The organism is Streptomyces racemochromogenes (genome assembly GCF_039535215.1).
Classification (GTDB): domain Bacteria; phylum Actinomycetota; class Actinomycetes; order Streptomycetales; family Streptomycetaceae; genus Streptomyces; species Streptomyces racemochromogenes.
In genome coordinates, this window is the sequence record NZ_BAAAWT010000001.1 from 4309529 (window position 1) to 4335095 (window position 25567).

Here is a 25567-nt window from a genome sequence, read left to right on the forward strand (position 1 = left end):
CGGTCGAAGCCTTCCCCGGCGGCCCTCCCGACGCCGCGGCGTCGAAAACCGATCCGGACGGACATCCCGCCTCATCGCGGCGCTTTGTCATTCCTTCCTTCACCACCTACGTCACGCAATGGCGCGCGACAGGAGCCAGAGGACATGCAGACCAAGCTGGACGAAGCAAAGGCCGAGCTGCTCGCGCGGGCGGCACGGGTAGCTGAGAACAGCCCGGCCGGGGGGCTACTTCCGACTGGGTCCGAGCACGGCGAGCGCCCCGACCCGGGCACGACGCTCTCCTACCTCCAGCGCTACTACCTGCACACCGCCCCCGAGGACCTCGCCGACCGGGACCCGGTCGACGTGTTCGGCGCGGCGCTCTCCCACTACCGGCTCGCCGAGACCCGTCCGCAGGGCACCGCGAGCGTCCGGGTCCACACCCCCACGGTCGAGGAGAACGGCTGGACCTCCAGCCACTCGGTCGTCGAGGTCGTCACGGACGACATGCCGTTCCTCGTGGACTCCGTGACGAACGAGCTGTCCCGCCAGGGCCGCGGCATCCACGTCGTGATCCACCCGCAGGTCGTCGTGCGTCGTGACGTCACCGGCAAGCTCATCGAGATCCTCGGCCCCGACTGCGACGCCCACGGTCCCAAGACCGCGCGCCCCCACGACTCCCTCGTCGAGTCCTGGATCCACGTCGAGATCGACCGCGAGACCGACAAGGCCGACCTCAAGCAGATCACCGGAGACCTGCTGCGCGTCCTGTCCGACGTCCGCGAGGCCGTCGAGGACTGGGAGAAGATGCGCGACGCCGCGCTGCGCATCGCCGAAGAGCTGCCGAACGAGCCCACCGCCCCGGACCTGCGCGAGTACGAGCTCGAAGAGGCCCGTGAGCTGCTGCGCTGGCTGTCGGACGACCACTTCACCTTCCTCGGCTACCGCGAGTACAACCTCGTCGACGGCGACGCCCTCTCCGCCGTGCCCGGCACCGGTCTGGGCATCCTGCGCTCCGACCCGGTCCACCGCGGCCAGGAGGACGCGCACCCCGTCTCGCCGTCCTTCAACCGGCTGCCCGCCGACGCCCGAGCCAAGGCCCGCGAGCACCGCCTGCTGGTGCTGACCAAGGCCAACAGCCGCGCCACCGTGCACCGTCCCTCGTACCTCGACTACGTGGGCGTGAAGAAGTTCGACGCCGACGGCAACGTCGTGGGCGAGCGCCGCTTCCTCGGCCTGTTCTCCTCCGCCGCGTACACCGAGTCGGTGCGCCGCGTCCCGGTGATCCGCCGCAAGGTGGCCGAGGTCCTCGAGGGCGCCGGCTTCTCGCCGTCCAGCCACGACGGCCGCGACCTGCTCCAGATCCTGGAGACCTACCCGCGCGACGAGCTGTTCCAGACCCCGGTCGACAAGCTCCGCGAGATCGCCACGTCCGTGCTGTACCTCCAGGAGCGCCGTCGGCTGCGGCTGTACCTGCGCCAGGACGAGTACGGCCGCTACTACTCGGCGCTCGTCTACCTGCCGCGCGACCGGTTCACCACCGGTGTCCGGCTGCGGCTGATGGACATCCTGAGGGAGGAGCTCGGCGGCACCAGCGTCGACTTCACCGCCTGGAACACCGAGTCGATCCTCTCCCGCATCCACTTCGTCGTCCGCGTCCCGCAGGGCACCGAGCTGCCCCTGCTGACCGACGCCGACGTCGAGCGCGTCGAGACCCGCCTGGTCGAGGCGGCCCGCTCCTGGGCCGACGGCTTCGGCGAGGCGCTGACGGCCGAGCTGGGCGAGGAGCGCGCCGCCGAGCTGAGCCGCAAGTACGGCACCTCCTTCCCCGAGGGCTACAAGGCCGACCACTCGCCGCGCGCGGCCGTGGCCGACCTGTGCCACCTGGAGAAGCTGTCCGCCAGCGACCGCCCCTTCGCGCTGTCGCTGTACGAGCCCGTCGGCGCGGGCCCCGGCGAGCGCCGCTTCAAGATCTACCGCGAGGGCGAGCAGGTCTCCCTCTCCGCGGTCCTGCCGGTCCTGCAGCGCCTGGGCGTCGAGGTCACCGACGAGCGGCCGTACGAGCTGCGCCGCAGCGACCGGGTCAGCGCCTGGATCTACGACTTCGGTCTGCGGATGCCGACGTCCCCGGGCAACGGGGACGCGTACCTCGGCGACGACGCGCGCGAGCGGTTCCAGGAGGCCTTCGCGGCCGTGTGGACCGGCGAGGCCGAGAACGACAACTTCAACACCCTCGTCCTGGGCGCCGGCCTCACCTGGCGCCAGGCCGTCGTGCTGCGCGCGTACGCCAAGTACATGCGCCAGGCCGGCTCCACCTTCAGCCAGGACTACATGGAGGACACCCTCCGCAACAACGTCCACACCACGCGGCTGCTGGTCTCGCTCTTCGAGGCGCGGATGTCGCCGGGCCGTCAGGCCGCCGGCACCGAGCTGATCGACGCGATGATGGAGGAGCTGGACGGGGCCCTGGACCAGGTCGCCTCGCTCGACGAGGACCGCATCCTGCGCTCCTTCCTGACGCTGATCAAGGCGACGCTGCGGACGAACTTCTTCCAGCTGGACGAGGCGGGCGAGCAGCACTCGTACGTGTCGATGAAGTTCGACCCGCAGGCCATCCCGGACCTGCCGGCCCCGCGCCCCGCGTTCGAGATCTGGGTGTACTCCCCGCGCGTCGAGGGCGTCCACCTGCGCTTCGGCAAGGTCGCCCGAGGCGGTCTGCGCTGGTCCGACCGGCGCGAGGACTTCCGTACGGAGGTGCTCGGCCTGGTCAAGGCGCAGATGGTCAAGAACACGGTGATCGTGCCGGTCGGCGCCAAGGGCGGCTTCGTCGCGAAGAACCTGCCGGACCCGTCGGTGGACCGCGACGCGTGGCTCGCCGAGGGCATCGCCTCGTACAAGATCTTCATCTCGGCGCTGCTCGACATCACCGACAACATGGTCGGCGGGGAGGTCGTGCCGCCGAAGGGCGTGGTCCGCCACGACGAGGACGACACCTACCTCGTCGTCGCCGCCGACAAGGGCACCGCGACCTTCTCCGACATCGCCAACGGCGTCGCGGAGTCGTACGGCTTCTGGCTGGGCGACGCCTTCGCGTCGGGCGGCTCGGCCGGCTACGACCACAAGGGCATGGGCATCACCGCCCGCGGCGCCTGGGAGTCCGTCAAGCGGCACTTCCGCGAGCTGGGCCACGACACCCAGACCCAGGACTTCACGGTCGTCGGCGTCGGCGACATGTCCGGCGACGTCTTCGGCAACGGCATGCTGCTCTCCGAGCACATCCGCCTGGTCGCCGCCTTCGACCACCGGCACATCTTCATCGACCCGACCCCGGACGCGGCGACCTCGTACGCCGAGCGCCGGCGCCTGTTCGAGCTGCCGCGTTCCTCGTGGGCGGACTACGACACCGCGCTGCTGTCGGCGGGCGGCGGGGTCCACCCGCGCAGCGCCAAGTCCATCCCGGTGAACGCGCAGATGCGGGCCGCCCTCGGCATCGAGGCGGGCGTCACCAAGATGACCCCGGCCGAGCTGATGCAGGCCATCCTGCAGGCTCCGGTGGACCTGCTGTGGAACGGCGGCATCGGCACGTACGTCAAGGCGACCGCCGAGACGCACGCCGACGTCGGCGACAAGGCCAACGACGCGATCCGCGTCAACGGCTCCGACGTACGCGCCAAGGTGGTCGGCGAGGGCGGCAACCTGGGTCTGACCCAGCTGGGCCGCATCGAGTTCGCCCGCACCGGCGCCGGCGGCGAGGGCGGCAAGGTCAACACCGACGCCATCGACAACAGCGCGGGCGTGGACACCTCCGACCACGAGGTGAACATCAAGATCCTGCTGAACGCGGTGGTCGCGGACGGCGACATGACCGTCAAGCAGCGCAACAAGCTGCTCGCCGAGATGACCGACGAGGTCGGCTCGCTGGTGCTGCGCAACAACTACGCGCAGAACACGGCCCTGGCCAACGCCTCCGCGCAGGCCCCGAGCCTGCTCCACGCCCAGCAGCGCTTCATGCGCCGCCTGGGCCGGGACGGGCTGCTGGACCGCCAGCTGGAGTTCCTGCCCAACGACCGGCAGATCCGCGAGCTGCTCAACACCGGCAAGGGCCTGACCCAGCCGGAGCTGGCGGTCCTCTTCGCCTACACGAAGATCACGGTGGCGGACGAGCTCATCCACACCGAGCTGCCGGACGACCCGTACCTGCGCCGCCTGCTGCACGCGTACTTCCCGGGCGCCCTGCGGGCGAAATTCCCGGAGCAGATCGACGCGCACGCGCTGCGCCGGGAGATCATCACCACCCTGCTGGTCAACGACACCGTCAACACCGGTGGTTCGACCTTCCTGCACCGTCTGCGTGAGGAGACCGGCGCCTCCACGGAGGAGATCGTCCGGGCGCAGCTCGCGGCCCGTGAGATCTTCGGCCTGGCCGAGGTGTGGGACGCGGTCGAGGCGCTGGACAACAAGGTCCCGGCCGACGTCCAGACCCGGGTGCGGCTGCACTCGCGGCGCCTGGTGGAGCGGGCCACGCGCTGGCTGCTGAACAACCGGCCGCAGCCGCTCCAGATCACCGAGACGATCGAGCTGTTCGGGGCCCGGGTGTCGGAGGTCTGGTCGGAGCTGCCGAAGCTGGTGCGCGGTGCGGACCTGGAGTGGTACCAGTCGATCCTGGACGAGCTGACCGGCGAGGGCGTGCCGGAGGAGCTCGCGGCGAAGGTGGCCGGCTTCTCGTCGGCGTTCCCGACGCTGGACGTCGTCGCCATCGCGGACCGGACGGGCGTGGACCCGCTGTCCGTCGCCGAGGTGTACTACGACCTGGCCGACCGTCTGGACATCACGCAGCTGATGGACCGCATCATCGAGCTGCCGCGGTCCGACCGCTGGCAGTCGATGGCCCGCGCGTCGATCCGTGAGGACCTGTTCGCGGCGCACGCCGCGCTGACGGCCGACGTGCTGTCGGTGGGCAACGGCTCTTCCACTCCCGAGGAGCGCTTCAAGGCGTGGGAGGAGAAAAACGCGGCGATCATCGGGCGGGCGCGGACGACCCTGGACGAGATCCGGGGCTCGGACGACTTCGACCTGGCGAACCTGTCGGTGGCGATGCGGACGATGCGGTCGCTGTTGCGGTCCCACGCGTAGTCGCTGGCGCTGGCGGTAGCGGAACGGGCCGGGCCCGGGACCCCCATCTGGGGTTCCGGGCCCGGCCCGTTGACGTCTTCGGGTGCGGCGCCGTTGCCGGGGGGTCTGCCCCCGGACCCCCGCGCCTCAAACGCCGGCGGGGCTGGAACTGGCGGCCTCGTACGCGTCGCAGACCTGTTGTGAGGGGCCGTCCATGCGGAGGACGCCCGACTCCAGCCAGATCGCGCGGTCGCAGGTCTCGCGGACCGTGCCGATGGAGTGGCTGACGAGGAAGACGGTGCCGGCCTGGGCGCGGAGTTCCTCGATGCGGGCCTGGCTGCGGCGCTGGAAGGCGGCGTCGCCGGTGGCGAGGGCCTCGTCGATCATCAGGACGTCGTGGTCCTTGGCGGCCGCGATCGAGAACCGCAGCCGGGCGCCCATCCCGGAGGAGTACGTGCGCATGGGCAGGGAGATGAAGTCGCCCTTCTCGTTGATGCCGGAGAAGTCGACGATGTCCTGGTAGCGCTCGCGGACCTGCTGTTTGGTCATGCCCATCGCGAGCCCGCCGAGGACGACGTTCCGCTCGCCGGTGAGGTCGTTCATCAGGGCCGCGTTCACTCCGAGGAGGGACGGCTGGCCGTGCGAGTAGACCGCGCCGCGGGCCACCGGCTGGAGGCCGGCGATGGCCTTGAGGAGGGTGGACTTGCCCGAGCCGTTGGAGCCGATCAGGCCGATCGCCTCGCCCTTGTACGCGGTGAAGCTGACGCCCTTGACGGCGTGGACCTCGCGGACGCCGGGGGCGGGCCGACGGGAGAAGATCCGGCTGAGGGCGGCGGTGGCGCTGCCCTTGCGGCCTGCGCCGTGGACCTTGTAGACGACGTGGACCTCGTCCGCGATGACGGTCGGGACACGGGTGTCGGTGTCAGCCACGGCCGTACTCCTCCTCTGCCTTCCAGAAGTAGACGAAGCCGCCGACGCCGGCGAGCAGCGCCCAGCCGATGGCGATCGGCCACACGTGGTGCGGGAGCGAGCCCGCCTTGAAGCTGTCGATCAGCGCGAAGCGCATCAGGTCGATGTAGACGGCCGCCGGGTTGGTCTTGAGCATCAGCGAGACCCAGTGCGGCAGGTGGTCCGTCTTGAGCATGGTGTCGATGGACCACATCACGCCGGACGAGTACATCCAGGTGCGCAGGACGAACGGCATCAACTGGCTGACGTCCGGGTTCTTGCTGCCGATGCGGGCCATGACCATCGCGCAGCCGGCGCAGAAGACGGCCATCAGGAAGAGCGCCGGGACCGCGATCAGCCAGGAGGCGGAGGGGGCCTGGCCGAAGGCCAGGAGGAGGACGACCAGGGCCGCCATGGTGACGAGCAGCTGCTGGAAGAGCTGGACCACGGAGGCGATGGGCAGGCTGGCGCGGGGGAAGTGCAGGGCGCGGACCAGGCCGAGGTTGCTGTGGACGGCGCGGGTGCCGGCGTTGACGGAGCTGCCGATGAAGTCCCAGACGAAGACGCCGGTGATCAGGAACGGCACGTAGTCGGGGACGCCGTGGCTGGCGCGCATGACGATGCCGAAGACGAAGTAGTAGACGGCCGCGTTGAGCAGCGGGGTCATCAGGTGCCAGACCTGGCCGAGCTTGGCCGTGCTGTACGTGGCGTGCATCCGGGCGGTCGCGTACGCCGTCACGAAGTGGCGGCGGTTCCAGAGCTGCGCGACGTAGCGGGGGAGGGAGGGGCGGGCGCCGCTGACGGTCAGGCCGTGGGCTGCCGCCAGCTCCGCGGGGGAGGGCGGCGCGGGCGCCGCTGGGGTCACGGTGGTCACGGGGTCGCTTTCGACGGAGGTCTGGGGCGTCGCCTGACGATGGGACGGGTCCGTATCGTCGCTACGGTGACAGTAGGGCGTGGGTCGTCGGAACGCAACCGTATCGTCGTGACGGGCAGGTGACGGCGTCGCCGCTATGCTCTGTGCATGACCAAGGACTCCGCCGCCGCACCCGCCGCCGCCCGCCGCGCTCCCGCCGGCGCCGCCGTCCTGCGCGAGGACGTCACCGAGGCGATCCGGGCGGCCGTGGTGGAGGAACTCGCGGCGGTGGGCTTCGCCCGGATGTCGATCGAGGGCATCGCGCGGCGCGCCGGGGTCGGCAAGACCGCCGTGTACCGGCGCTGGAAGTCGAAGCTGCACCTGGTGCTCGACCTGATCGGCGCCGTCGCCGCGGACGGCATTCCCGTGCCGGCGACCGGGTCCCTCTACGGGGACGTACGCGCCCTGCTGGAGGTCATGTCACACGTACTGCGCCACCCCGTGGCCTCGGCGGTGATCCCCGACCTGCTGGTCGAGGCCGCCAGGAACCCGGAGATCGCGGACGCGGTGCGGGGGGCGCTGGTGGAGGGGCAGCGGCGGCTCGCCGAGGGCATCGTCTCCGAGGCCGTCGCCCGGGGGGAGCTCCCGGCCGGCGCGGACCCCGACCACGCCCTGGACCTGGTGATCGGCCCGCTGTACTGGCGCCAGGTCGTGGTGCGGGACGCCGTGCCGGCCGCGTACCTGGACGGCCTGGCCCGCTCGGTGGTGGCGGGCCTGCGGGTCGGCTAGCCGCCGGGTGCCGTGGCCCTGGCCGGGCGGGGTGGCGGGCCTGACCGGGGCCGCCGCGCGGGGCGAGGTCCCCTCCCCGCCCTTCGCCCGTTCCCCGGGCTGCGCCCGGACCCCTCCCTGGGCTCCGCCCCGGACCCCGCGCCTCAAACGCCGGCGGGGCTGGACGGCGGGGCTGGATGGCGGGGCTACGGCCAGAGGCCGGTGGCGAGGGGCGTCAGGTCCGGAGCCGAGGCCGGGGGAGCGGGGCGGCGGTCCTCCAGGGGGGTGATCGCCGGGAGCGGGGTGGACTGGCCGAGGAAGACGCGGCGGACCACGCGCTCGGCCGCGTGGCCGTCGTCGTACGAGCAGAAGCGCGAGCGGAACGCGGTGCGCAGCTGGGCCGAGCGGGAGCCCTGCCAGTGGCCGGTGGCGAAGATGTCCACCAGCTCGTCCTCCGTGCGGGCGATCGCCCCCGGCGGACAGGCGCGCAGGTCGAAGTAGGTGCCGCGGGCGGCCTCGTACGCCTCCCAGTCGTCCGCGTGGATCACGATCGGCCGGTCCAGGGACGCGTAGTCGAACATCAGGGACGAGTAGTCCGTGACCAGCGCGTCCGAGGCGAGGCACAGCTCCTCCACCGACGGGTGGGCGGAGACGTCCAGCAGCCTCGGGTGCGGGTCCCGGGCGGACTCCGTGCCCGCGTACGTCAGGTGCGTGCGGGCGAGGATCGTGAAGCGCGGGCCCAGGTCCCGCAGGACCCGCTCGAAGTCCAGGTGCTCGGGCCGGCTGCGCCGGTAGTCGCGGTGGGTCGGGGCGTACAGGATCGCGGTGGTGCCCGGGGCGATGCCCAGCCGCTCGCGCAGGGCCAGGACCTCCTCCTGCCCGGCCCGGTGGAAGGGGTCGTTGCGGGGGTAGCCGTACTCCAGGGTGGTGTAGGAGGCCGGGACGGCCCGCTCCCACACCAGGGTGGAGTGACGGTTGGAGGACAGCAGGTAGTCCCACTGGTCGGCGCCGCGCAGCAGCCCCTCGAAGTCCGTGGTCGGGGTGGCCGCCGGACGGTCCTGGAGGTCGAGGCCGACCCGCTTGAGCGGGGTGCCGTGCTGCGTCTGGAGCAGGATCTGGCCGGGCCGCTTGACCAGGGCGCGGTCGAAGTTCACGTTCGTCGTCAGGTACCCGGCCCGGGCCAGGGCGCTCCAGTACGCGGCCGAGCCCGGCCGCAGCGGGGTGGTCTCGGGCGGCAGGGTGGCCGCGTACCGGGGGTCGCAGATCCACGCCGTGCGCATGCGCGGGGCCAGCTCCCGCAGCTTCGCCTCGATCGCCGCCGGGTTGCAGGCGTAGCCGCCGTGCCAGTACGCGGTGAACACCGCCAGCTCGGGCCGCAGCGGCAGCAGCCGCTGCACGCGGTAGTGCAGGCGCAGGGCGCTCTCGCGCAGCCCCCGCCCCAGCGCGGACCCGGCGCGGCCCGCGGCCAGGGAGGCGGCGCGGACGGCCGAGGCCAGCCCGTAGGCGCGCCGGGCGCCGAGACGCATCAGGGTGTGGCGGAGCCGGTCGGCGCGGGACAGCGACAGCGGCAGGGACCCGGGGCCGCCCGGGACGCGGTGGCGGCGCAGCAGGGCCGAGGCCCGTGCGAAGAACTCGGCGCGGGCGGCGCGCGGGAGGCGGCGCGGGTCCGCGTACACGGCGCAGAAGTGCTCGGCCATCCGCCGGTGCACGGCCGGGCGCCAGCGGTCCAGCTCGGGACGGGCGGCGAGGTGGCCGAAGACCCGGTCGTACTGGTCGAAGACGTCGAGGTGGCGCCGGCTGAGGGTGGTGGTGACCGAGCCGGTGCGGCGCCGGCGGTAGTGGACGCAGACCCGGTCGAGGACGGCCACGGACTCGGCGGCCAGCAGCGCCGGGTAGGTCCAGGGGGTGTCCGCGTAGAAGCCGGGCGGGAACTCCAGGCCCTCGCGCTCCACGTACTCGCGCCGGTACGCCTTGTTCCCCGCCGCCATCGGCATGCCGAGCAGGCCCGGGCGGTCGGCGAGCCGGAAGCTGGCCGGGCCCTCCTCGGACAGCCGGTGCGCGGACCGGTCGCGGACGGTCTCGCCGGTCCAGGAGGTGCGGGCGTGGTCGTAGACCAGGACGTCGGGGGAGCCGGTGGCCTTGAGCCGGTCGGTGACCGCCTGGAGGGCGCCGGGGGTGAGGACGTCGTCGCCGTCGAGGAAGAGCAGGTAGTCGCCGCAGGCCCGGGCCAGACCCGCGTTGCGGGCCGGGCCCGGGCCCAGGTTGTGCGCCAGGTGCACCGCGGTGACCCGGGGGTCGCGGGCCGCGTACTCGTCGATGATCGAACCGCAGGCGTCCGGGGAGGCGTCGTCGACCGCGATCAGTTCCAGATCCGGGTACGACTGGGACAGGACCGAGTCCAGGCTCTCCTGGAGGTACGCCTGAACCTTGTACGCGGGCACGATGACGCTGAACCGGGGCACGGCACATCCATGGGTCGGCGCGGGCATATTGCCCAGGAACCGCGCGCGCGGCGATCGGGTTACGCAGCGTGCGGCATTCGGGTTACGCAGCGTCAACACCCCATGTCGGACCCGGTCGCCGCGGTGGCGGTGGGTTACTTCACGGCGCCGGCCATCACCCCCGTCGCGAACTGCCTCTGGAAGGCGAAGAACACCAGCAGCGGCACCACCATCGACAGGAACGCGCCGGGCGCCAGCACGTCGATGTTGTTCCCGAACTGCCGCACCTGCTGCTGGAGCGCCACCGTCACCGGCGGGTGCGCCGAGTCGGCGAAGACCAGCGCCACCAGCATGTCGTTCCACACCCACAGGAACTGGAAGATGCCCAGTGAGGCGATGGCCGGCCCGCCCAGCGGCAGTACCACCCGGGCGAACAGCCGCAGTTCGCCCGCCCCGTCGAGCCGGGCCGCCTCCAGCAGCTCGCGGGGGATCTCCGCGAAGAAGTTGCGCAGCAGGAACACCGCGAACGGCAGCCCGAACGCCGTGTGGAACAGCACCACCCCCGCCGTCGTCTCGAACAGGCCGATGGAACCGAAGAGTTCCGACACCGGGATCAGCGCCACCTGCACCGGGACCACCAGCAGCCCCACCACGACCAGGAACAGCCAGTCCCGGCCCGGGAACTCCAGCCAGGCGAAGGCGTAACCCGCGAACGCGCCGAGGACGAGGACGAGGAGCGTCGCCGGGACGGCGATCAGCACCGTGTTCAGCAGCGAGCCGGTGATGGTGTCGTTCTCCAGCAGGTGCGCGTAGTTGGACGCCGTCAGCCGCGCGGGCTCGGTCAGCGCCCGCCACCAGCCGCCCCGGTTCAGGTCGTCGGGGGACAGGAGGGAGGACACCAGCAGACCCAGCGTGGGCAGCAGCCAGAACAGTCCGGCCAGGACCAGGAAGGCGCGCAGCAGCACGCTCCCCGCCAGCCGCCGCAGGACGCGCGGCGCGGTTCTCGCCGGGGTGCTCATCGGGAGGCCTCCTTCCGCATCCGCCGGATGTTCAGCAGCATCACCGGCACCACGAGCACCAGCAGCAGCACCGCGATGGCGCTGCCCAGCCCCGGATCGGCGTCCGTCCCGAAGGACGTCCGGTACAGCTGGAGCGCGAGCACGTTCGCGTCGTCCTGCACCGCGCCCGGAGCGATCACGAACACCAGGTCGAAGACCTTCATCACGTTGATGACCAGCGTCACCAGGACCACCACCAGCACCGGCGCCAGCAGCGGCACCGTGATCCGGCGGAACACCTGCCACTCACCGGCCCCGTCCACCCGCGCCGCCTCCAGCAGTTCGCGCGGCACCGCCGCCAGCCCCGCCCCGATCAGCACCATCGCGAACCCGGCCCACATCCACACGTACGCCCCGATCACCGCCGGGGTCACCAGCACCGGGCCGAGCCACTCCACCCCCGCGTACGCCGCCCGGAAGTTCGACTCCGGCAGCCGCAGCCGCGCCCCGTCGGCCGCCGCGGGCAGCGTGAACGTGCCGTCGGGGCCGGCCGTCGCCGAAGCCACCACCCGGCCGTCCTTGACCGCCTCCACCCGCATCCCGGACAGGCCCGACTCCGCCGGGTCGACCACGTTCGGCAGGCCGCCGCCGCCCCGGGTGAAGTCCTGCCAGACGGTGCCGGTCACCTTCCCCGGCACCACCGCGGCGCGCCCCGCCGCACGCGTTCCCCCGGGCAGCGCCTCCGGCGCCACCCCGACCAGCGGAAGCAGCACCGGCTCGCCCGCCCGCACCGTGCCCCGCGTCACCAGCGCACCGCCGCCGGCGGGCTCCAGCGGGGAGTCCCGGCCCGGACGGGCTCCCGGGAAGGCGGAGGACTCCGCGAAGGTGTCGTGCACCCCGACCCACACCGCGTTGGCCACGCCCCGCTGGGGGTCGTGGTCGTACACGAGCCGGAAGATGATGCCCGCCGCCAGCATCGAGATCGCCATCGGCATGAACACCACCAGTTTGAACGCGGTCCCCCAGCGCACCCGCTCCGTCAGCACCGCGAAGACCAGCCCCAGCGCGGTCGCCGCCGCCGGAGCGAACACCACCCACACGGCGGTGTTCCGCAGCGCCGTACGGATCACCGGATCGCTCAGGATCCGCCGGTAGTTGCCCGCCCCGACGAAGGCGTCGCCGGAGCGGTCGAAGAGACTGCGGTAGAGGGAGTAGCCGATGGGCTGCACCACGAGCGCGCCCAGCAGCACCAGGGCGGGCAGCAGGAACGCCGCCGCCACCAGCCGCCGCCGGGACACGTCCCGGCGGCGCTGCGCCCGGGGCCGGGCCCCGGGCTTGGCCGTCGCCGCCACGGCGTCAGTTCCCGAACGCCTTGGCCGCTTCCGCCTCCAGCCTCTCCTGCGTCCCCGCCACGTCCGACGGGTTCGCCAGGAAGTCCTGGAGCGCCTTCCACTCACCGGTGCCCGGCGTCCCGCCGAAGGCCGCCGGAGCCTGGTCGGACATGTCGAAGCGGAAGTCGTCGCCCGCCGCGATCAGCGCCTTCGCGATGCCCCGCTGGATGTCGTTCGGGTACGCGGCCAGGTCCACCGCCTTGTTGGGCGACACGAACCCGCCCTCCCGGGCCTGGACCGCCGCCGCGTCCGCCGACGCCAGGAACGTCAGCAGCGCCTGCGCGCCCTTGCCCGGCTTCAGCGCCACCGCCACGTCCCCGCCCGAGACCACCGGCGGCTTCGCGCCGACCGCCGGGAACGGGAACACCAGGGCGTCCTCGCCCACCTTCGCCTTGGTCTGCGCGATGTTCACGGCCACGAAGTCACCCTCGAAGACCATCGCCGCCGCCGGCCGGTCCCCGCCCGTGAAGGTCTGCGTCACCGACTTCGGGAACTCCGTCGCCAGCGCCCCGGCCGTCCCGCCCGCCAGGAAGTCCTTGCGGGCGAACAGCTGCCCCAGGGTGGTCAGCGCCTGCTTCACGCTGTCGTCCGTCCACTTGATCTCGTGCCGGGCCAGCCGGTCGTACAGCTCCGGACCCGCCTGCGACAGGTAGACGTTCTCGAACCAGTCCGTGAGGGTCCAGCCGTCCGCGCCCGCCACCGACACCGGCGCCGTGCCCGACGCGGAGAGCGTGTCGGCGACCGACAGGAAGTCCTTCCAGGTCGCCGGGGGCTTCACGCCCGCCGCCTCGAAGGCCTTCGCGTTGTACCAGACCAGCGACTTGTTGGCGGCCTTGTAGTAGACGCCGTACTGGGTGCCGTCCACCGCGCCCAGCTTGCGCCAGCCCGGCGCGTAGTTCTTCTCCAGCTGCGCCCGCGCCTCCGGGCCCGCCGGCTGCGCCCACTTGTTCCGCACCGCCGCCGTCAGCGCCCCGACCTGGGGGAGCAGCGCCACGTCCGGCGGCTGACCACCCGCGATCTTGGTGCCGAGGAAGGTGACGATGGGGTCCTGCGCCGGGACGAAGGTGACGCTCGCGCCCGTGCGCTTCTCGAACTCCTTCAGCACCTTCGTGAAGTTCGCCTGCTCGGGCCCCGTCCAGACCGCGGCGACCTCCAGCTTCTCGCCGGGCAGTTTCGGTAATTCGACGGTGTGGGCGCTCTGCTGCCCGGACGGAGTGGACCCGCCCGTGCCGCCGCCGTCGCCGTCCCCGCCGCCGCAGGCGGTGAGCGCGAGCGCGCCCGCCGCGGCGAGCGCCGCCCAGACTCTTGCCGCCGTGCGTTTCGTGTGGCCGGTTCCGTGCTGTGTGCGCATGGTTTCGCCCCCGATGCCGTCGTGCCCGTGGTGTGCCGCGTGCCACAAGGTCTACGCCGACCCGCGCACCCCCGCAATACCGCGCGCCGCGGAGCCGGGGCGGCTCAGGGGGCCTGGGGGAACGGCACCGGTATCGCCGAGACCAGGTGGGAGGCCCGGTCGAGGGCGCTGGCCAGCAGTGCGAGGTCGGTCGGCCCGTTGCCCAGCTCGCGCACCGGGCGGCGGGCCGGCGGGTCGCCCATCCGCTCCCACTCCACCGGAACGACGGTCGGCCTCAGGGTCGCCGTGCGCGGGATCCGGCCGGTGACCCGGCCCGCCTGGAACGGCACCGCACGCCCGTCGGCGTACAGCAGCCGCCCCCGGCCCGGCCCCGGCTGGTCGGGCGCGTCCAGCTCGACCCGCAGCGTCGCCAGCCGGGCCGCCTCGGTGTCGGCGGTCCGCTCCGGGCGGGCGCTGGCCACCACCAGGTGCACGCCCAGCCGGGTGCCCTCCCGGGCCACCCCCTCCAGGATCCGCACCAGCGAACCGGCGGCGGGCCGGCCGGGGCTGCCCAGCGCCGGGGCCACCAGCGCGTCGAAGTCGTCGACCAGCACCACCAGCCGGGGCAGCGGGGTCGGCCCGGCGGCCGGCTCGGTGCGGGTGGCGGCGGCGCGCAGCCGCAGGGTGCCCGTGCGCGGGGAGTCGATGTCCCCGTTCAGCTCGCCGGGCGCCGGCCGGCGGGGCGAGACCATCCGGTCGGAGAGCTCGCGGCGGGCGTGCCACTCGGTGAAGGGGACGCCGTCCAGCAGCTCGTGGCGGCGCTTGAGCTCGGCCCCGAGGGCCTGCGCGAACTCGCGCATGCGCAGCGGGTCGCAGGCCACGAGGTGGGCCGACACGTGCGGGAGTTCCGTGCACGGCAGGAGACCGTCGCCGCGCTCGCCGCCGGCGCCGTCGAGGAGGAGCAGGCCGAGGCGGTCGGGGCGGGCCGCCGCGGCCAGGGACGCGGCGATGGAGCGCAGCAGCTCCGTGCGGCCGCTCCCCGCGGGACCCTGAACGAGCAGGTGCGGGCCGTCGTGGACCAGCTCGGCGCCGACCGGCCCGCGCCGCCCGGAGCCGAGGACGACCTCCGCGAGGCCGCCGACGCCCTGCCCCTGCTCGGTGGCCTCCGCCCAGCGGGCCATCAGGGAGGCCGGGGTGGCGCGGGCCAGCCCCAGCTCGTCCAGCAGCCGGGACGCCGCCGGGAGGTTGGCCGCGGCCGGGCGGGAGGCGCCGGGGCCGGGCTGGACGCCGTCGGCGCGCAGCGGGGCCAGGGCCCGGGCGAACCGCTCCGCCCAGGCCGCCGAGACGCCGTCGGCGACCGCCGTGGGGCCGGCGGCGACCGGGCGGCCGCCGCTGACCGCGAAGCCGCGTACGGCCGTGGCCACGTCGCCGCTGAGCAGGGCGATCCGGCCGCAGTCCCGGAACGCGGGGGTGGCGGCGCAGGCCGACTCGTACGTCGTGGCGACGGGGGAGGCCGCGGTGGCGGCCGGGGTCTGCGCGAGGACCAGGAGGTGGATGCCGGCCGCGGCCCCGTGCGAGGCGAGGCGGCCGGTGAGGTCGCGCAGGGCCGCGCTGTCCGGGTCGCCGTCCAGGACCACGAGCGTGCGCGGGCCCTCGTACCCGGCGGCGGCCTGCCGCAGCGCCGCCGGGTCCGCGGCCGCCCAGCCGGTGCCGAGCGGGCCGTCCTCCAGCCGCCGGGTCAGTTCGGCGGTGCGGGCGGCCGCCTGGTCGCGGTCGTAGGCGAGCAGCAGCCGGCAGTCCTGGCCGTGCGCGGGCCGGACGTGGGGCAGCCAGCCGAGCCAGCCCCAGTCGCGGCGGCGTTCCGCCAGGGGCCGGGCGCGGTCGGCGGCCAGCAGGACGATCTCCAGCCGGGCCGGCGAGTGCAGTGCGGCGAGCTGGGCGATCACCGAGCGGGCCACTCCCGTCAGCCGTGCCCGGGGTCCGGCGACGCCGAGCGAGCCGCATTCGGGGAACGTGACGCGGCTGCCCGCGCCGAGCCCCGCCTCCATGAACCGGGGGTGCCCGGCCCCGCGCGACCACAGCCGTCCGGTGGGCCCGAGCGCCGCCAGCAGCAGGGCCGCGGGGTCGTCCTCGTCGGGGGCGGCCTGCGCGGGCGTCCCCGGATCGGCCGGCCGGCCCGGGTCGTCCTCGTCGCCGCGCACCCACTTGCGGGCCCACGCGCCGATCCCGCCGCGGCGGCGCGGCGGCCTGGCCCCGCCGTCCGCGGGGCCGGCGGGGTACGCCTCGGCCGCAGCCGCGCCCAGCGGCGCCGACCCGGCAACGCCGGGGCCCGGGGTGGGGTCGGGGGCGGAGCCGGCGTTGCGCGAAGGGGCGGGGAAGGGCCGCTTCGGTCCGGCGGCGGCCGGGGCCTGCGGCCCCGTACCGGGCTCGGGGGCACCCGCACCCGGGCCGGGCCGCGTTCCGCCGGTGCCGGGGCCCGTGCCCGTGCCGCCGTCGGCCCCCGGGGCCGCGCCCGGCGCGCCGGAGTGGCCGGGGCGGGCGGCGTCGCCGGGGCCGGTGTCCCCGGCCGCGCGGGTTCCCGTACCTCCGCCGGAGGCGTCCGGCAGGCCGAGGTGGCCCTCCAGGTCCGGGACGACCGCCAGCGGCCGTTCGCCGCCCGCGGGGGCGAGCCGGAGCGTGGACTCGCCGATCCGCAGCAGCGCGCCCGGCGCCAGCGGGACCGAGGCGGCGCCGACGTCGGCGCCGTCCAGGGTGGTGCCGTTCGTCGAGCCGAGGTCGGCGACCGTGACCCGGCCGTCGGCCAGCACGGTCACCGCGCAGTGCAGCCGCGACACGTCCGGGTCGTCGAGCGGCACGTCGGCGTCCGCCGAGCGCCCGATCCGCACGGACCCGGGGTGCAGCAGGTGGACCCCGCCCGCGTCGGGACCGGACACCACGTGCAGCTGCGGGGTGCCCGGACCGTCGGTGGCCGGGACGGCGGCGGTGTCGGGTCCGGGGACGTGCAGGTGCAGCACCGCCCCGTCCACCAGGGGCGGTTCGCCGAGTACGGCGCGCTGCGGGTCGAGGCGGCGCGAACCGGCGTACAGCACGGTGGTGCCCCCGGTGTCGGGGCCGCCCGCGGCCGCCGCGAGTCCGGAGGCGACCGCGGCCAGCGCGGTCCCGGCGGGCGCGGTGACGAGCACGTCACAGCCGGCGGGTGCGGTGGCGGCCTGGTGGCCGCTGCGCGACCCGAGGACGGTCAGCCGGATCTGCATCGCCGTCAGCGGTCCCTTCTGCGCGGAGCGCAGTGCGCGGTGCGTGCGTGCGCCCGGCAGGGGGACGGCGGTGGCTGCCCGCCCGATCGACCCCCCGCCCGGCACGGACGCGTCGTCCGTTCAGGTATGCCGGAAGGCAGGGCTCCCGTCCCGGCCGTTCCGTACGGGTGCATCCTCGCACCTGTCGCCCGCAACACGCCCGGCACCCGTCAATAAATGATCTTGGATTCCGGTGGCGGGGTTCACCCACCGGGGCGAATGCGGCCACCCCGTCGGGGGAAAACCGGGGAAATGGGCCCCCGGCATAACCCACAAAACTCACCCTTCGCACATATGTGCGGCAACCAACCTCCGTCGCCCCGCGTCTTCCACCGGGACACCCCCTAGAGTTGGGCCGGAAACCCACTCGGCGGAATCAGCCGGAAAGACGACAGCAGGGAGCGCGAGACGTGCGGCCAGTCGGCAGCAAGTACCTGCTCGAGGAGCCGCTCGGACGCGGCGCCACGGGCACCGTCTGGCGCGCCCGCCAGCGGGAGACCGCCGGTGCGGAAGCCGCCGTCGCCGGCCAGCCGGGCGAGACCGTGGCCATCAAGGTCCTCAAGGAGGAGCTGGCCCAGGACGCGGACATCGTCATGCGCTTCCTGCGCGAGCGCTCCGTCCTGCTGCGCCTGACCCACCCCAACATCGTGCGCACCCGCGACCTCGTCGTCGAGGGTGACCTGCTCGCCCTGGTCATGGACCTCGTCGACGGCCCGGACCTGCACAAGTACATCCGGCAGAACGGCCCCTTCAGCCCGGTCGCCGCCGCCCTGCTGACCGCCCAGATCGCGGACGCCCTCGCCGCCAGCCACGCCGACGGCGTGGTCCACCGCGACCTGAAGCCCGCCAACGTGCTGCTCGACGAGAGCCACGGCCAGATGAAGCCGATGCTCACCGACTTCGGCATCGCGCGCCTGGCCGACTCCCCGGGCCTGACCCGCACCCACGAGTTCGTCGGCACCCCCGCCTACGTGGCCCCCGAGTCCGCCGAGGGCCGCCCGCAGACCTCCGCCGTCGACATCTACGGCGCCGGCATCCTCCTCTACGAGCTGGTCACCGGCCGCCCGCCGTTCGCCGGCGGCACCGCGCTCGAAGTCCTCCACCGCCACCTCAGCGAGGAGCCGCAGCGGCCCCCCAGCGTGCCCGAGGCGCTGTGGATCGTCATCGAGCACTGCCTGCGCAAGGAGCCCGACGAGCGCCCCAGCGCCGAGAGTCTGGCCCGCGGTCTGCGCGTGGTCGCGGCCGGCATCCGCGTCCACTCCTCGCCCGACGAGGTCGAGGCCGCCCTCGGTGTCGCCGCCCTGCTCGCCCCCGACCCCTCGCCCGCCCCGGTCCCCGGCGCGCCGGTGGCCCCCGGCTCCGCCGCCGCGCAGGCCGGGGCGTACGACCCGGACGCGTACGACCCGAACGCCATGACGAGCGTGCTCCCGCCGGTCGGCGGCGCCGACGCCACCACCGTGCTGCCGGCCACCACCGCGCCCGGCGCCCCCGGCGGCGCGCCCGACCCGACGTCCGTCATGCCCCCGGTGCAGCAGCCCGACGCGCCGCATCCGTGGCAGTCGCAGATGCGGGCCGCGCGCGACCGCAACGAGCAGACGCAGATGCACTACCTCGACCCGAGCGAGGACCCCCTGCGCCGCCGCCCCCAGCGCCCGGCTCCGCAGATGCCGCCGCCCCCGCAGCAGCCGCCCCGGCAGCAGCACCGCCAGGCACCGCCGCCGCAGCAGTACCAGCCGCAGCAGCAGTACCAGCAGCAGCCTCCGCCGCAGCAGTACGCCCAGCAGCCGCCGCAGCACTACCAGCCCCAGCAGTACCAGCCGCCGCAGCCGCCCCAGTACCGCCAGCCCCAGCCGCCACCCCAGCAGCAGCCGCCGCAGCCGCCTCCCGCGCCGCAGCAGCGCCGGCCGCAGGCGCCCCCGCGCGAGCCCCGTCCGCCGCGCGAGCCGCGCCGCCGCAGCGCCAACCCCGTGCGGATCCCGGGCCTCGGCTGCCTCAAGGGCTGCCTGGTGCTGATTTTGCTGCTTTTCGTCGGCGGCTGGCTGGTCTGGGAGCTCACCCCGCTCCAGGAGTGGATCGGCACCGGCAAGGGCTGGTGGGACCAGGTCTGGAGCTGGGGCACCGACGTCGTCGACTTCGTCGGCTCCATCGGGGACGGCGCCGGCGGCGGCAGCGGCTCCTGAACGCCCTCCGGCCCTCCGGAGGACCCTCGCCGGGGTCCTCCGGAGCCTCCCGTAGCGCCGACCTTGTGGATTTGTCGACATCCAGGACGTGATTTCGCCCGCAGAAGTGAAGGTCACCGCGATCCGGTCACCCCAACACCCACACGGCCGCGTAGTTTTGGTCCGTTACGCCAGCCGCTGAGGGAGCAGTCGTGGCACGGAAGATCGGCAGCCGGTACACCGCCCACCAGATCCTGGGGCGCGGCAGCGCGGGCACGGTGTGGCTCGGCGAAGGCCCGGACGGCCCCGTCGCCGTCAAACTCCTGCGCGAGGACCTCGCCTCCGACCAGGAACTGGTCGGACGCTTCGTCCAGGAACGCAGCGCGCTCCTCGGCCTGGAGCACCCGCACGTCGTCTCCGTACGCGACCTCGTCGTCGACGGCAACGACCTCGCCCTCGTCATGGACCTCGTACGCGGCACCGACCTGCGCACCCGCCTCGACCGCGAGCGCCGGCTCGCCCCCGAGGCGGCCGTGGCCATCGTCGCCGACGTCGCCGACGCCCTGGCCGCCGCCCACGCCGCCGGCGTCGTCCACCGCGACGTCAAGCCGGAGAACGTCCTGCTCGACATGCAGGGACCGCTCGGCCCCGGCGGCGCGCACCCCGCGCTCCTCACCGACTTCGGCGTCGCCAAGCTCATCGACTCCCCGCGCCGGGCCGGCGCCGGCCGCGGCACCGCCCCCACGACCCGGATCATCGGGACCCCCGACTACCTGGCCCCGGAGATAGTGGAGGGGCTGCCGCCGCGGGCGGCCGTCGACATATACGCCCTGGCCACCGTGCTGTACGAGCTGCTGGCCGGCTTCACCCCCTTCGGCGGCGGCCACCCCGGCGCGGTGCTGCGCCGGCACGTCACCGAGACCGTCGTCCCGCTGCCGGGCATCCCCGACGAGCTGTGGCAGCTGATGGTCCAGTGCCTGGCCAAGGCCCCCGCCTCCCGGCTGCGCGCCTCCGAGCTGTCGGCCCGGCTCCGGGACCTGCTGCCGCTGCTGGCCGGGATGCCGCCGCTCGACGTGGACGAGCCGGACGACGCCGACCCGGAGCCCGAGCCCGAGCGGGAGCCCGACGCCGGCGCCGACCCGGTCCGCAGGCGGGGCGTGGTCCCACTGGTCCCCGGCTCCGCCACCGACTCCAACCGGGACACCCACACCTCCATGCGCGTCCCGGGCCCCGAGGAGCTGGCGGGCGGGGCACTGGGCACCGCCCGCGTCCCCCGCCCGGCCGGCGGACACCGGCCCGGCTCCGCCCGGCACCGCGCCGAGGCCGAGCGCAAGCGGCGCCTGGTGCTCTCCGCGTCGGCGCTGGCCCTGGTGGCGGCGGTGGGCCTGGGCAGCTGGATCGCCGTCTCCGGCGACGACCCGGCACCTCCGCCGCGCGACGGCAAGGGCCGCCAGTCGGCCCCGTCCCAGCCCAGGTAGGACCCCCCGGCCCGGGTGGGACCCCCCGGCCCGGGTGGGACCCGCTCCGGCCCGGCCGGGACGCCCCGATCGGCGCCCCGGACCGCCCGCTACACCGCGGTGAGGGCCGGGTGCCAGCGGCGGGCGACCTCGGGGTGGGCGCGGACCCAGCCCTTCAGCTCGTTGCGGCCGTACTCGGCGTGCAGCGGGTTCGACGCGTCGTGCGCCACGCCCGGCGCCGCACGCAGGTAGTCGCCGGGGACGGTCTCCACGACCGCGTCCAGCCTCGGGTTGTAGAAGAACGGCACCGAGAACCGCTCCACCGCCCCCGGAGGGCTGACCACCCGGTGGTCGGTGGCCCGCAGGTACCCCTCGGTGGCGATCTCCAGCAGCTCGCCCAGGTTCACCACGAACGCGCCCGGCCGTGGCTCGATGTCTACGTAGCCGCCGTCCCGGACCACCTGGAGCCCGCCCACCGAGTCCTGGAGCAGCAGCGTCAGGAAGCCGTAGTCCTTGTGCGCGCCGACGCCCTGGTCGGCGCCCGACGGCGCGGACCCGGGGTAGCGGATCAGCTTCGTGTGCAGGTGGGGGCGGTCCGCGAAGGCCGCGTCGAAGAAGTCCGGAGCAGCGCCGATCGAGGCCAGCAGCTCCCGCAGCAGCCGGTGCGCCACCCCGGCCAGGCGCTCCTGCCAGCCCAGGACCGCCTCCCTCAGCTCCGGCAGCGCCGACGGCCACTGGTTCGGGCCCTCCAGCCACAGGTACGCGGGGTCCTCCGGCCCCAGGACCGGCGCCGGCCGCTCCGCGCCCACGTCCAGCTGGTCCCGCCAGTCGGAGGCTCCGCCGGTCAGCTCGTGGCCGATGCGGGTGTAGCCGCGGAAGTGCGGGGAGTTCAGATTGCTCACGGCCAGCCGGTCGGCCTCCGGGAGCGCGAAGAAAGCCCTGGTCAGCTCAAGGATGCGGGAGGTCTCCGCCTCGGTTATGCCGTGTCCGGTCAGGTACAGGAAGCCGGTGTCGCGGGCCGCGGCGTGCAGCTGCTTCAGGAAGTCGGGGCGCTCGGCGGGGTCGTCGGCCCGAGAGAGGTCGATGACGGCCAGGGCGGGCGCGGACGCGGCGGCGGAGGAGGTGGAGGAAGGGGAAGAGGGGTGCGCGGACGGCATGACGGCTCCGTTTCGGATGTCACAGGGTCCTGTGCCCCAGAGATGGCGGGGCGTGCGGAGGAGCGGTCCGCCGGCAGGGATGGCGCCGGGACAGCGTGGCCGCGTGCAGGACCGAAGTCGGATCGGGGTTGATCAGGCTTGTGCTTGGTCCGGCGGCAGACAGCTCGTCGTGGTGACACGCATGTGGTCCACATGGCGGCGCTTCACGAGTAGAACGGTCATACGAGGAGCGTACGCCCGTATCGGCGCTCCTCTGTACGGTCCGATCCGGCCTGCCCGGACAGTGCCGTCCGAGGACCGGCTAGGCTTGACCCGTGGCAGTCGTCGATGTTTCCGAAGAGCTGAAGTCCCTCTCCTCGACCATGGGGTCGATCGAGGCCGTCCTGGACCTCGACAAGCTGAGGGCAGATATCGCCGTGCTCGAGGAGCAGGCCGCCGCGCCGTCCCTGTGGGACGACCCGGAAGCCGCCCAGAAGATCACGAGCAAGCTTTCGCACCTCCAGGCCGAGGTCCGCAAGGCCGAGACCCTGCGCGGCCGCATCGACGACCTCGCGGTGCTGTTCGAACTCGCCCAGGAGATGGACGACGCGGACACCCTCGCCGAGGCCGAGGCCGAGCTGACGTCCGTCCGCAAGGCGCTGGACGAGATGGAGGTCCGGACCCTGCTCTCCGGCGAGTACGCCGAGCGCGAGGCCCTGGTCAACATCCGCGCCGAGGCCGGCGGCGTGGACGCCTCCGACTTCGCCGAGCGCCTCCAGCGCATGTACCTGCGCTGGGCCGAGCGCCACGGCTACCCGACGGAGATCTACGAGACCTCGTACGCGGAAGAGGCCGGCATCAAGTCGACCACCTTCGTCGTCAAGGCCCCGTACGCCTACGGCACCCTCTCCGTCGAGCAGGGCACCCACCGCCTCGTGCGCATCTCCCCCTTCGACAACCAGGGCCGCCGCCAGACCTCCTTCGCGGGCGTCGAGGTGCTGCCGGTCGTCGAGACCAGCGACCACGTCGAGATCGACGAGTCCGAGCTGCGCGTCGACGTGTACCGCGCCTCCGGCCCCGGCGGCCAGGGCGTCAACACCACCGACTCGGCCGTGCGCATCACGCACATCCCGACCGGCATCGTCGTCTCCTGCCAGAACGAGCGCTCGCAGATCCAGAACAAGGCCAGCGCGATGAACGTGCTCCAGGCCAAGCTGCTGGAGCGGCGCCGCCAGGAGGAGCAGGCCAGGATGGACGCGCTCAAGGACGGCGGCAGCTCCTGGGGCAACCAGATGCGCTCCTACGTCCTGCACCCGTACCAGATGGTCAAGGACCTGCGCACGGAGTTCGAGGTCGGCAACCCGCAGGCGGTCCTCGACGGCGAGATCGACGGCTTCCTGGAGGCCGGAATCCGCTGGCGCAAGCAGCAGGAGCAGACCGCGTAACGCGTGAGCACGAGGAAGGGCCCGGACACCAGGCGGTGTCCGGGCCCTTCCCCATTACGTGTGATCCACGCGGCCACACGGTGATGCCTGCTGATCGGGACGCGACGCGGTCTACGCGGACCGTGCCACCAGCGCCAGCGCGGCCACCAGCACCACCAGAAGCGCGATGACCGTCGCCGGATTCAGCCCGGCGAAGGGGCCCTCCTGCTGGAGGCGCTCCCGGTTCGCCCGGCACACCGGGCAGCGGCCCTGGCTGACGGGTGCGGCGCAGTTCGCGCACACGAGCCGGTCATATGTCATGCGCTCCTCCTCTCGTCCCCTCGACATGGTCAACGGTGCGGGGACGCGGTCCGTTCCCCCTACCACTGTGCCAGCTCCGCCGACATTCGGCGCGGCCCGTCCGGGCAATCACGATCCGACTCCTCCCGCACCGGTGGATATATCGGGCAACTCCGGTTGCCGGGTCCCCACCCGTCGTCCGGTCGCGTATGGTCACGGTCACCTACTCCCGGCGACCGTGGTGCTCCCGTGATCCGATTCGACAACGTCTCCAAGTCCTACCCGAAGCAGAACCGGCCCGCACTCAGAGATGTCTCCCTCGACATCGCCAAGGGCGAGTTCGTCTTCCTGGTCGGCTCCTCCGGCTCCGGCAAGTCCACCTTCCTGCGGCTCGTCCTGCGCGAGGAACGGGCCACCCACGGCCAGGTGCACGTCCTCGGCAAGGACCTCGCGAAGCTCTCCAACTGGAAGGTCCCGCACATGCGGCGCCAGCTGGGCACCGTCTTCCAGGACTTCCGCCTCCTGCCCAACAAGACGGTCGCCGAGAACGTGGCCTTCGCCCAGGAGGTCATCGGCAAACCGCGCGGCGAGATCCGCAAGGCCGTCCCCCAGGTCCTGGAGCTGGTCGGCCTCGGCGGCAAGGAGGGCCGCATGCCCGGCGAGCTCTCCGGCGGCGAGCAGCAGCGCGTCGCCATCGCCCGCGCCTTCGTCAACCGCCCCGCCCTGCTGATCGCCGACGAGCCGACGGGCAACCTCGACCCGCAGACCTCCGTCGGCATCATGAAGCTCCTGGACCGGATCAACCGGACCGGGACCACCGTCATCATGGCCACGCACGACCAGCAGATCGTGGACCAGATGCGCAAGCGCGTCATCGAACTCGAACAGGGCCGGCTCGTGCGCGACCAGTCGCGCGGCGTCTACGGCTACCAGCACTGAAAGGCCCCTGAGACGTCATGCGCGCCCAGTTCGTCATGTCGGAGATCGGCGTCGGCCTCCGCCGCAATCTCACCATGACCTTCGCGGTCATCATCTCCGTGGCCCTGTCCCTGGCCCTGTTCGGCGGCTCCCTCCTCATGCGCGACCAGGTCAGCGCCATGAAGGGGTACTGGTACGACAAGGTCAACGTCACCGTCTACCTCTGCACGAAGAACGACGCCCTGGACGCGGCCGGCGCCGCCGCCCCGGGCGCGGCCGCGGGTGCGCCGGCGGCCTCCGCCGGCGCCGCCGCGGGCAGCGGCCGGCCCTGCGCCAAGGGGGCGGTCACCCCCGAGCAGAAACAGGGCATCGAGTCCGAGCTGAAGAAGATGGACCTCGTCCAGACCGTCATGTACGAGTCTTCGGACGAGGCCTACAAGCACTACAAGGAGCGCTTCGGCCACACCGCGCTGGCCTCCGTCGTCACCCCCGACCAGATGCCCGACTCCTTCCGGGTCAAGCTGAAGAACCCGGAGAAGTACGAGGTCATCACCTCGGCCTTCGCCGGGCGCGACGGCGTCCAGTCGGTCGCGGACCAGTCCACCGAGCTCGACAACCTCTTCGCCCTGCTCGGCACCCTCAACTGGGCGGCCCTCGGCATCATGCTCGTCATGCTGATCGTGGCCCTGCTGCTGATCGTCAACACGGTGCGCGTCTCGGCGTTCAGCCGCCGGCGCGAGACCGGCATCATGCGGCTCGTGGGTGCCTCCGGCTTCTACATCCAGGTGCCGTTCATCATGGAGGCCGCCGTGGCCGGCCTCATCGGCGCGGTCTTCGCCTGCGCGATGCTCGGCACCGGCCAGTACTTCGTGATCGACCACGGCATCGCGCTCCGCGACAAGCTCCAGCTGATCAACTTCATCGGCTGGGACGCGGTCCTCACGAAGCTGCCGCTGGTGCTGGTCATCGGCCTGCTGATGCCCTCCCTGGCCGCGTTCGTCGCGCTGCGCAAGTACCTGAAGGTATGACGAGCGCCTCCTGTGCTCCGTGCTCAACCGGG

General features: G+C 73.4%; 16 protein-coding genes. 7 read left to right on the top strand and 9 right to left on the bottom strand.

Features of this window, described 5'->3' with window-relative positions; translation table 11 throughout:
- The first annotated feature begins 144 nt into the window (after positions 1-144).
- Positions 145-5112: an NAD-glutamate dehydrogenase gene (locus tag ABD973_RS19935; RefSeq protein WP_345501263.1), complete on the top strand. Its 4968-nt coding sequence runs from the start codon at positions 145-147 to the stop codon at positions 5110-5112.
- A 126-nt stretch (positions 5113-5238) separates the two neighbouring features.
- Here ABD973_RS19935 and ABD973_RS19940 read toward each other — a convergent pair whose 3' ends face one another.
- Together ABD973_RS19940 and ABD973_RS19945 are read right to left on the bottom strand one after the other, a co-directional pair.
- Entirely contained in the window at positions 5239-6021 is a 783-nt protein-coding gene (locus ABD973_RS19940; protein WP_345501265.1) for an ABC transporter ATP-binding protein, read from the bottom strand.
- On the bottom strand, positions 6014-6913 hold the full coding sequence (locus ABD973_RS19945; RefSeq protein WP_345501267.1) for an ABC transporter permease: 900 nt from the start codon (positions 6911-6913) through the stop codon (positions 6014-6016). The genes ABD973_RS19940 and ABD973_RS19945 overlap by 8 nt, the downstream gene beginning before the upstream one ends.
- A gap of 147 nt (positions 6914-7060) precedes the next feature.
- Here ABD973_RS19945 and ABD973_RS19950 point away from each other — a divergent pair, with 147 nt between their 5' ends.
- Positions 7061-7681, top strand: coding sequence for a TetR/AcrR family transcriptional regulator (locus ABD973_RS19950; RefSeq protein ID WP_125606108.1), 621 nt, complete (start codon positions 7061-7063; stop codon positions 7679-7681).
- 185 nt (positions 7682-7866) lie between these two features.
- Here ABD973_RS19950 and ABD973_RS19955 read toward each other — a convergent pair whose 3' ends face one another.
- From ABD973_RS19955 to ABD973_RS19975, 5 genes are all read right to left on the bottom strand, one after another.
- On the bottom strand, positions 7867-10149 hold the full coding sequence (locus tag ABD973_RS19955; RefSeq protein ID WP_345501271.1) for a bifunctional glycosyltransferase/CDP-glycerol:glycerophosphate glycerophosphotransferase: 2283 nt from the start codon (positions 10147-10149) through the stop codon (positions 7867-7869).
- Between the two features lie 107 nt (positions 10150-10256).
- A complete protein-coding gene (locus ABD973_RS19960; RefSeq protein WP_125821286.1) occupies positions 10257-11120 on the bottom strand; it encodes a carbohydrate ABC transporter permease in 864 nt (287 codons plus the stop codon).
- Positions 11117-12451, bottom strand: a complete 1335-nt coding sequence (locus ABD973_RS19965; protein WP_386381760.1) for a carbohydrate ABC transporter permease — start codon at positions 12449-12451, stop codon at positions 11117-11119. The genes ABD973_RS19960 and ABD973_RS19965 overlap by 4 nt, the downstream gene beginning before the upstream one ends.
- A 4-nt stretch (positions 12452-12455) precedes the next feature.
- Positions 12456-13841, bottom strand: a complete 1386-nt coding sequence (locus tag ABD973_RS19970; RefSeq protein ID WP_125821285.1) for an ABC transporter substrate-binding protein — start codon at positions 13839-13841, stop codon at positions 12456-12458.
- Between the two features lie 104 nt (positions 13842-13945).
- The gene (locus ABD973_RS19975) at positions 13946-17074 is read right to left on the bottom strand and encodes an FtsK/SpoIIIE domain-containing protein (protein ID WP_345504662.1); all 3129 of its coding nucleotides are present in this window, start codon (positions 17072-17074) and stop codon (positions 13946-13948) included.
- A 449-nt stretch (positions 17075-17523) separates the two neighbouring features.
- Here ABD973_RS19975 and ABD973_RS19980 point away from each other — a divergent pair, with 449 nt between their 5' ends.
- The gene (locus ABD973_RS19980; protein WP_345501273.1) at positions 17524-19293 is read left to right on the top strand and encodes a serine/threonine-protein kinase; all 1770 of its coding nucleotides are present in this window, start codon (positions 17524-17526) and stop codon (positions 19291-19293) included.
- A gap of 191 nt (positions 19294-19484) precedes the next feature.
- The gene (locus ABD973_RS19985) at positions 19485-20750 is read left to right on the top strand and encodes a serine/threonine-protein kinase (protein WP_125821283.1); all 1266 of its coding nucleotides are present in this window, start codon (positions 19485-19487) and stop codon (positions 20748-20750) included.
- A gap of 89 nt (positions 20751-20839) precedes the next feature.
- Here ABD973_RS19985 and ABD973_RS19990 read toward each other — a convergent pair whose 3' ends face one another.
- The gene (locus tag ABD973_RS19990) at positions 20840-21886 is read right to left on the bottom strand and encodes an isopenicillin N synthase family dioxygenase (protein WP_125821282.1); all 1047 of its coding nucleotides are present in this window, start codon (positions 21884-21886) and stop codon (positions 20840-20842) included.
- A 314-nt stretch (positions 21887-22200) separates the two neighbouring features.
- Between ABD973_RS19990 and prfB the strand changes: the two genes are divergently transcribed.
- Positions 22201-23310 carry a peptide chain release factor 2 gene (gene prfB, locus ABD973_RS19995; RefSeq protein WP_125601851.1) on the top strand — a complete coding sequence of 370 codons (1110 nt, stop codon included), beginning with the start codon at positions 22201-22203 and terminating at the stop codon, positions 23308-23310.
- A gap of 111 nt (positions 23311-23421) precedes the next feature.
- Here prfB and ABD973_RS20000 read toward each other — a convergent pair whose 3' ends face one another.
- On the bottom strand, positions 23422-23610 hold the full coding sequence (locus ABD973_RS20000) for a hypothetical protein (RefSeq protein ID WP_125601854.1): 189 nt from the start codon (positions 23608-23610) through the stop codon (positions 23422-23424).
- Between the two features lie 228 nt (positions 23611-23838).
- On the opposite strand from ABD973_RS20000, the gene ftsE reads away from it, so the two are divergent.
- Together ftsE and ftsX are read left to right on the top strand one after the other, a co-directional pair.
- On the top strand, positions 23839-24528 hold the full coding sequence (gene ftsE, locus ABD973_RS20005) for a cell division ATP-binding protein FtsE (RefSeq protein ID WP_007264414.1): 690 nt from the start codon (positions 23839-23841) through the stop codon (positions 24526-24528).
- 17 nt (positions 24529-24545) lie between these two features.
- A complete protein-coding gene (ftsX, locus tag ABD973_RS20010) occupies positions 24546-25535 on the top strand; it encodes a permease-like cell division protein FtsX (protein WP_125821281.1) in 990 nt (329 codons plus the stop codon).
- Positions 25536-25567: the final 32 nt, after the last annotated feature.

Coding starts and splice junctions, on each gene's coding strand:
- ABD973_RS20000 (WP_125601854.1), bottom strand. CDS start 23,610: ATGACATATGACCGGCTCGTGTGCGCGAACTGCGCCGCACCCGTCAGC.
- ABD973_RS19990 (WP_125821282.1), bottom strand. CDS start 21,886: ATGCCGTCCGCGCACCCCTCTTCCCCTTCCTCCACCTCCTCCGCCGCC.
- ABD973_RS19955 (WP_345501271.1), bottom strand. CDS start 10,149: ATGCCCGCGCCGACCCATGGATGTGCCGTGCCCCGGTTCAGCGTCATC.
- ABD973_RS19950 (WP_125606108.1), top strand. CDS start 7,061: ATGACCAAGGACTCCGCCGCCGCACCCGCCGCCGCCCGCCGCGCTCCC.
- ABD973_RS19960 (WP_125821286.1), bottom strand. CDS start 11,120: ATGAGCACCCCGGCGAGAACCGCGCCGCGCGTCCTGCGGCGGCTGGCG.
- ftsX (WP_125821281.1), top strand. CDS start 24,546: ATGCGCGCCCAGTTCGTCATGTCGGAGATCGGCGTCGGCCTCCGCCGC.
- ABD973_RS19935 (WP_345501263.1), top strand. CDS start 145: ATGCAGACCAAGCTGGACGAAGCAAAGGCCGAGCTGCTCGCGCGGGCG.
- ABD973_RS19970 (WP_125821285.1), bottom strand. CDS start 13,841: ATGCGCACACAGCACGGAACCGGCCACACGAAACGCACGGCGGCAAGA.
- ABD973_RS19975 (WP_345504662.1), bottom strand. CDS start 17,074: ATGCAGATCCGGCTGACCGTCCTCGGGTCGCGCAGCGGCCACCAGGCC.